Source organism: Methylobacterium symbioticum, assembly GCF_902141845.1.
In the GTDB taxonomy this organism is placed as follows: Bacteria; Pseudomonadota; Alphaproteobacteria; order Rhizobiales; family Beijerinckiaceae; genus Methylobacterium; species Methylobacterium symbioticum.
The window spans coordinates 1-6,721 of the sequence record NZ_CABFPH010000179.1; the positions used below are offsets into that span (position 1 = coordinate 1).

At 70.1% G+C, this 6,721-nt stretch carries 6 protein-coding genes and 2 pseudogenes; 6 read left to right on the forward strand and 2 right to left on the reverse strand.

Going from position 1 to position 6,721, the window contains the following annotated elements; genetic code table 11:
• The 3 genes and pseudogenes from MET9862_RS28050 to MET9862_RS28060 form a co-directional block, all read left to right on the forward strand.
• Positions 1 to 536 (forward strand): annotated as a pseudogene (locus MET9862_RS28050) (AI-2E family transporter); the annotation flags it as partial.
• A 295-nt stretch (positions 537 to 831) separates the two neighbouring features.
• Positions 832 to 2,454 (forward strand): hybrid sensor histidine kinase/response regulator, encoded by a 1,623-nt coding sequence (locus tag MET9862_RS28055; RefSeq protein WP_142586186.1) that lies wholly within the window; start codon positions 832 to 834, stop codon positions 2,452 to 2,454.
• Between the two features lie 30 nt (positions 2,455 to 2,484).
• Positions 2,485 to 2,802 (forward strand): plasmid stabilization protein, encoded by a 318-nt coding sequence (locus tag MET9862_RS28060; protein ID WP_142586187.1) that lies wholly within the window; start codon positions 2,485 to 2,487, stop codon positions 2,800 to 2,802.
• Positions 2,803 to 2,811: 9 nt separating this feature from the next.
• Here MET9862_RS28060 and cysS read toward each other — a convergent pair whose 3' ends face one another.
• Positions 2,812 to 4,191, reverse strand: a complete 1,380-nt coding sequence (cysS, locus tag MET9862_RS28065) for a cysteine--tRNA ligase (RefSeq protein WP_142586188.1) — start codon at positions 4,189 to 4,191, stop codon at positions 2,812 to 2,814.
• A 365-nt stretch (positions 4,192 to 4,556) separates the two neighbouring features.
• Here cysS and MET9862_RS28070 point away from each other — a divergent pair, with 365 nt between their 5' ends.
• Complete coding sequence (locus tag MET9862_RS28070) at positions 4,557 to 4,892, forward strand: hypothetical protein (protein WP_142586189.1); 336 nt, start codon at positions 4,557 to 4,559, stop codon at positions 4,890 to 4,892.
• A 39-nt stretch (positions 4,893 to 4,931) separates the two neighbouring features.
• Here the strand turns inward: MET9862_RS28070 and MET9862_RS28075 are convergent, their stop codons facing one another.
• Positions 4,932 to 5,450 (reverse strand): CreA family protein, encoded by a 519-nt coding sequence (locus MET9862_RS28075; protein ID WP_142586191.1) that lies wholly within the window; start codon positions 5,448 to 5,450, stop codon positions 4,932 to 4,934.
• Between the two features lie 191 nt (positions 5,451 to 5,641).
• On the opposite strand from MET9862_RS28075, the gene MET9862_RS28080 reads away from it, so the two are divergent.
• Together MET9862_RS28080 and MET9862_RS28085 are read left to right on the forward strand one after the other, a co-directional pair.
• Positions 5,642 to 6,640, forward strand: a complete 999-nt coding sequence (locus MET9862_RS28080) for a DUF2865 domain-containing protein (RefSeq protein ID WP_142586190.1) — start codon at positions 5,642 to 5,644, stop codon at positions 6,638 to 6,640.
• Positions 6,625 to 6,721, forward strand: a pseudogene (locus MET9862_RS28085) (NAD-glutamate dehydrogenase domain-containing protein); the annotation flags it as partial. The gene MET9862_RS28080 and the pseudogene MET9862_RS28085, both read left to right, overlap by 16 nt.

The window sequence follows — 6,721 nt, forward strand, 5'->3', positions numbered from 1 at the left end:
CCGCCGCCGCGGTCGCCGCCGCCGGGCCCGACCGGCAGGTGGCCGGCGTGGTGCTCGGCCGCGAAGACCTCGCGCCGAACTGGCGCGGGCGCACGCCGGTGCTCTGCGTGTCGAGCCGCGGCCCGTTCGACGAGGCGGCGACCCTGATGCTCGCCCAGACGCTCGGCCGCCACGGGCTGCAGGCGCAGGTGATGGCGATGAAGGCCTTGCGCGAGGGCGAGCGGCCGGAGCGCACCGACGAGATCGCGCTGATCTGCTTCTCCTATCTGGAGCCGGTGAGCCTGTCGCAGATCCGGTTCACCGTGCGGCAGGCGCGGGCCGCCGTGCCGGGCGTGCGCATCCTCGTCGGCTTCTGGCGCGAGCGCGACCCGGCGAGCCTGGAGCGCCTGCGGCGGGCGGTCTCGGCGGATGTCCTCGTCACCTCTCTCAACGAGGCGCTCGCCGCGGTCCTGGCGGCATCGCGGGATCCGGTCGCTCCGATCCGCGCCGAGGCTACCCGGACCACGCGTCCCGCCCTGGCACCCGCTGCCGCCTGACGGTCGCCCCGGCCGCGCGTCCGGACCGGGACCGAATGCCGCTACCCCCGGGCTGCATCGGGGGGCCTCATCGACCGTTGCCGATTCGGCGTTGCTTGCCATCCGGCGGCGCCGTTCCAGATGACAGCCCTGTCAAGCCGGCCGCACGATCCGTTCGGCGAGAAGAGCGCGCGTCAGAACAACGCCTTGGAGCCGGGCCGGCGGTGCGGTCGGGCACGGCTCCAGCCTGCGGATCCACGGCCAGGACGGGCGGTCCCTCCGCACAGGCCAAAAGCGAAGGTGCGAGCACGCCCAGATGGCCGAAACGCCCGAGAAACCGCCCATCAGGGGCCTGGCCCGCGTCGAGACGGGAGCATCCACGGACGTTTCCAATCCGACGAACGACATCTTCTTCGCCGCCGTCGAGACGACGCGGATGCCGATGATCGTCACCGATCCGCGCCAGCCGGACAACCCGATCATCTTCGCCAACCGCGCCTTTCTGGCGATGACGGGCTATGCGCTGGAGGAGATCGTCGGCCGCAACTGCCGCTTCCTGCAGGGGCCGGACACCGACCGGACGACGGTGGACCAAGTGCGCCAGGCGATCCGCGAGCGGCGCGAATTCGCCACCGAGATCCTGAACTACCGCAAGAACGGCTCGACTTTCTGGAACGCGCTCTTCCTGAGCCCGGTCTACAACAGGGCTGGCGAGCTCGTGTACTTCTTCGGCTCGCAGCTCGACGTCTCGCGCCGCCGCGACGCCGAGGAGGCGCTGGGGCAGGCGCAGAAGATGGAGGCGCTGGGCCAGCTCACCGGCGGCATCGCCCACGACTTCAACAACCTGCTTCAGGTCATCGTGGGCTATGTCGACATCCTGGCCTCGGGGCTCGCCAAGCCCGATGCCGACCGGGCGCGGCTGGGCCGGGCCACCGAGAACATCCGGCAGGCGGCCGAGCGTGCCACGATGCTGACGCAGCAGCTCCTGGCCTTCGCCCGCAAGCAGCGCCTCGACGGGCGCGCGGTGAATCTCAACGCCCTCATCGGAAGCCTGGACGAGATGGCCGGCCGCGCCCTCGGCGCGACGATCGCCCTGGAGCGTGACCTCGATCCCGAGCTCTGGAACTGCCGGGTCGATCCGACCCAGGCCGAGGTGGCGCTGCTCAACATCCTGATCAATGCGCGCGACGCCATGCCGGAGGGCGGCACCGTGCGGATCAGCACGGAGAATTGCACGGTGGGGGAGGGGGACGATGTGCCCCTCGGCGCCCTCCGGCCCGGGCGCTACGTCACCGTCTCGGTGACCGACCACGGCACCGGCATCCCGGCCGGCGTGCTCGCCCGGGTGATGGACCCGTTCTTCACCACCAAGGAGGAGGGCAAGGGCACCGGCCTCGGCCTCTCCATGGTCTACGGCTTCGCCAAGCAATCGGGCGGGGCGGCCCAGATCGAGTCGCAGGTCGGGCACGGCACCACGGTGCGGCTGTCCTTTCCGGCCACCGACGGCGAGGCCCGCGCCAAGCCGGAGGCCTCCCTCCGGGCGGTCGACCGGCCAGGCACCGAGACGATCCTGATCGTTGACGACCGCGAGGACGTGGCCGAGCTCGCCCGCACCATCCTGCGCGATTTCGGCTACACCACCCTCGTCGCCTCGAACGGGCGCGAGGCGCTCGAGATCCTCGATGGCGGCGAGCGCATCGACCTGCTCTTCACCGACCTGATCATGCCGGGCGGCATGAACGGCGTCCTGCTCGCCCGCGAGGCGCAGCGCCGTCAGCCGCAGCTCAAGGTCCTGCTCACGACGGGCTATGCCGAGGCGAGCCTGGAGCGAACCGATGTCGGCGGTTCGGAGTTCGATCTTCTGAACAAGCCCTACCGGCGCACCGACCTGATCCGGCGGGTGCGCGCCGTGCTCGACGGCCCGACCGGGGTCGGCTGAGCGCGTAGGGGGCGAGCGAGGAGCGCATCCATGCCCCGTGGCGACAAGTCGAAATACACCGACAAGCAGGTCCGCAAGGCCGAGCACATCGCGGAGTCCTACGAATCCCGCGGCGTGCCGCATGACGAGGCGGAATCGCGCGCCTGGGCCACCGTCAACAAGGACGATGGCGGCGGCAAACATCCCGGCGGCTCGGGCCGCGGCCGGACGACGGGCCATCCGGCGGCCCATAAGGGCGGGGAGAAGGGGGGCGCGAAGGGCGGGGCCGCCTCGGCCGCCCGCACCCCGGAGCAGCGCTCGGCCTCCGCCAAAAAGGCCGCCGCGACCCGCAAGGCCCGGTCTGGCTGAGCCGGCGCCTCAGCGCGCCACGCTCCAGCTGGTGGTGCCGTCCTTGTTGTCCTTGACCGCGACGCCCATCGCCTTCAGGGCGTCGCGGGCGCGGTCCGAGGCCGGCCAGTCCTTGGCCATGCGGGCCGCCGCCCGCTCGGCGATCAGGGCCTCGACGCGGGCCACGTCGATGCCGGCGGCCTGGACGCTGGCCGCCGCGCGTTCGCTCGCCGTCTGGCCGAGCAGTCCGAGCAGGCCCGCCCCCGCCTTCAGCGCGGCGGGGTCGTCGATCTGATGCAGCTCGGCCAGCGCCGCCGCGGTGTTGAGATCGTCGAGGAGCGGCTCCAGGACGCGCTCGGGCGCCTCGGAAGCGGGCCCTGCGTCGCCGACGAGGCCGTACCAGCGTTCCAGCATCCGGCTCGACTCTTCCAGGCCCCGCAGCGTCCAGTCGATCGGCTGGCGGTAATGGGTCTTGAGCATGTTGAGCCGCACGACCTCGCCCGGCCAGTCCTTCAGCACGTCGCGGATGGTGATGAAGTTGCCGAGCGACTTCGACATCTTCTCGCCCTCCACCTGCAGGAAGCCGTTGTGCAGCCAGGTTCGGGCCATCACCGGCGTGCCGAAGCAGCAGCGCGACTGCGCCACCTCGTTCTCGTGGTGGGGGAAGATCAGGTCGATGCCGCCGGCATGGATGTCGAAGGTCTCGCCGAGATGCTTGGCCGACATCGCCGAGCACTCGATGTGCCAGCCCGGCCGGCCCGGCACCGCGATGCCCGCGGGCGAGTCCCAGGCCGGCTCGCCGGGCTTCGAGGGCTTCCAGAGCACGAAGTCGAGGGGTGAGCGCTTGTAGGGGGCGACCTCGACGCGGGCGCCAGCCTCCATCTCGTCGAGCGGCCGCTTCGAGAGCCGGCCGTAATCGGGCATCGAGGGCACGTCGAACAGCACGTGGTCGGCCGCCACATAGGCGTGGCCGGCGCGCACCAGCCGCTCGATCATCGCCACCATCTCGCGGATGTGGTCGGTGGCGCGCGGCTCGATGAAGCGGGGCGGGCGGCCGGCCACGTTCACGTCCTCGGCCATCAGCACGCCGAGGTCGCGCACATCGGCGTGGAACTGCGCCAGCGTGCCGTCGGTCAATGCGCGGATGGTGATGCCGCGCTCGGCCGCGCGGGCGTTGATCTTGTCGTCCACGTCCGTGACGTTGCGGGCATAGGTGACGTGCGCCGCGCCGTAGAGGTGGCGCAGCAGCCGGAACAGCAGGTCGAAGACGATGATCGGACGCGCATTGCCGATATGGGCCGCGTCGTAGACCGTCGGCCCGCAGGCATACATCCGCACGTCGGCCGAATCGAACGGCTCGAACGGCTCCTTAGTGCCTGTCAGCGTGTTGTAGAGCCGCAACATCGGCATCCTGAAACCCATTCCCCCTCCCGCCCCCACCCCCTCGGGGCGGGGCGACGGCCTGACGCGGCAGGTCGGAAACTCGCCTGCGCGCTCAAGCACCTGCCGGCCGGACCGGCCGTGTCCCACGCCTCCGCCGACTCCGGTCAAGCCACGGTTTCGCCGGATCCGGCCCCCGCGCCTGTTGCCGATCGGCGACGGTGCCGCCTGCCGGATCGGGCTAACCCAAAACGGTGATGAATTCGAGAAGGCCGGCGGCGCTCCTTGCCTCCGGCAAAGGCGGTCAAAGCGCGAAAGCCTTTGTTTACCGCATCGTCGGACCTTCGCCGCGGGCTCTCACCTGCATGCCTCAACGGAACCTCAAGGACTCCTTCATGCGCGCCTCGACCGCCGTCAGCGCCCTGCTCGCCACTGTTCTGACCGGCTCGCTCGTCATCGCCGCACAGGCAGGGTCCGAGACGCCGAAGGCAGGCGGCCGTGTCGAAAAGACCTTTCTGATCCCTTCCAGCGAGGGCTACGGCGTCGCCGATTGCCTGACCACGCCGGGCAGCGCCTGCGGCCAAGTGGTGGCGGATTCCTGGTGCGAAGCGCAGGGCTATGCCTCAGCCAACGCCTTCGGGGTCGCTGCCGCGGACGATTATACGGGCGCGATCGACCTGCCGGTCTCGAAGCCCTCCGATCGCCCGCTGCGCATCACCTGCCAGGATTGAGTGGACGGCCGGCCTGCCTCTCTGACCGGCCTTCCATCGTTAGCGCACAAAATCCCCGCATTTCGGCGGGGCTTCCGTGCCCCAGGGCATCAAGGGCACGGTCGAAGTGGAGTTCTTCGGCGATCCCTGGATCACCTTGTCGGAGTAGACCATGTAGATCAACGTGTTGCGCTTGGCATCGCAGCCGCGCACGATCTGCATTGATTTGAAGATCAACGACCGGCGCTCGCTGAACACGACCTCGCCCTGCTTGAACTTCTCCTTGAACGACACGGGCCCGACCTGTCGGCAGGCGAGCGAAATGTCGGAAACATCCTCGGCGAGGCCGAGCGTGCCCTTGATGCCGCCCTTCTCGGGCTGGGTGTAGTGACAGGCCACACCTGCGACCACAGGATCGTCGATGCCGTAGACGACGAGCTTGTCGTTGGGCGTCAACGGCCGCCACACCGTCGACTTGTCGAAGATCCGATCCGGCTCCTGCGCCGCCGCGCTCGTCGCCAGCAGCGCGAGGCCGAGCACGCCGCCGAGCGCACCCCGTGTGAGACCCCGAAACAACATCGCCGTCCATTCCCCCGTCGGAACCGTGGCCGTCATGTAGGAGGACTGTCGCCGCGGCGCGAGGGGCGTTAAAAAAGATCAATGTCCCGTGCGGTCGTGCCGGTCGGGGCTTCCATTTTCGCCGGGCCCAGGGCCCGACCCGTCCCGAGTTCCGGCCGTTCCCGGTTCAGTCGCCCGAGTCCCGCTCGCCCATGCTGTCGATGCGCCTGCTGATTCGCCGGATCGCCTGCACGCTCGCCCTGGTTGCGGCGGGCTGGTCCGTGCCTGCCCGCGCCCAGGATACGGCGCCTGCGGCGACGCCCGCCCCCGTCGCGGCGCAGAACCCGGCCTGCCCGCGCTACCGGGCAGAGCTTGCAAGCCTCTCGGATGGCGCCAGCGTCACCCGCGCCCTGCAAAGCGAGATCGGCCGGCTCGAGGCCTATTACCGCAGCCTCAACTGCGAGGGCGGCAGGTTCCTGTTCTTTGATACGCGCCCGCCCCAGTGCGGCGCCGTGGAACAGCGCATCCGTGCGCTCAACGCCACCTATGGCGGCGCGGCAAGCGAGGACAACGGCGCGCGTCGCCGCCAACTCCAGGCCTTCATCGCGGCCAATTGCGGCTCAGGTCCGGCTGGCGCCTCGGGCGATCAATATGCCCGTGGTGGCGCCCAGGTGATCTGCGTGCGCACCTGCGACGGCGGCTATTTCCCAATGAAGAACTTGCCGGAAGGCCGGGGCGGAGCGGACGAGATGTGCCAGGCGCTCTGCCCAGGCACCGAGGCGGTCGCCTATTCGATGCCGAACGGCGACGATGCCCTGCGGCATGCGGCGACTGTTCGGGGGAGCAAGGCCTACGCGTCTCTCGCGAACGCCTTCAAGTTCCAGAAGAGCTTCGTGCCCAATTGCTCGTGCAAGCCGGCCGACAAGACCTGGGCGCAGGCCCTGGTGAAGGCCGAGAGCATGATGGTCCGGCACAAGGGCGACATCTTCGTGACGCCGATGCAGGCGGAAGCCCTGTCGCGGCCGAAGGTGCGCCTGACCCTCGTCGGCCGCGCCGACAAGACCGCGGCGGAGATCGCGGCCGACGCCGCCGGACGGGCGGCGGGCGCCGATCCGAAGGCCGATCCCGCCGCCATGACCGCCTCGACCGAGGGAGCGGCGCCGGTGACCGACCGCGCGAACGTGCGCATCATCGCGCCAATCTCGGCCTGACCCAGCGTGGGCGGATCGAGGCGGCGCGCGCCGGCGTCCGCCTGAACACCGACGCCATCGACAACTCGGCGGGCGTGAACA

Coding starts and splice junctions, on each gene's coding strand:
- MET9862_RS28055 (WP_142586186.1), top strand. CDS start 832: ATGGCCGAAACGCCCGAGAAACCGCCCATCAGGGGCCTGGCCCGCGTC.
- MET9862_RS28060 (WP_142586187.1), top strand. CDS start 2,485: ATGCCCCGTGGCGACAAGTCGAAATACACCGACAAGCAGGTCCGCAAG.
- MET9862_RS28080 (WP_142586190.1), top strand. CDS start 5,642: ATGCTGTCGATGCGCCTGCTGATTCGCCGGATCGCCTGCACGCTCGCC.
- MET9862_RS28075 (WP_142586191.1), bottom strand. CDS start 5,450: ATGTTGTTTCGGGGTCTCACACGGGGTGCGCTCGGCGGCGTGCTCGGC.
- cysS (WP_142586188.1), bottom strand. CDS start 4,191: ATGCCGATGTTGCGGCTCTACAACACGCTGACAGGCACTAAGGAGCCG.
- MET9862_RS28070 (WP_142586189.1), top strand. CDS start 4,557: ATGCGCGCCTCGACCGCCGTCAGCGCCCTGCTCGCCACTGTTCTGACC.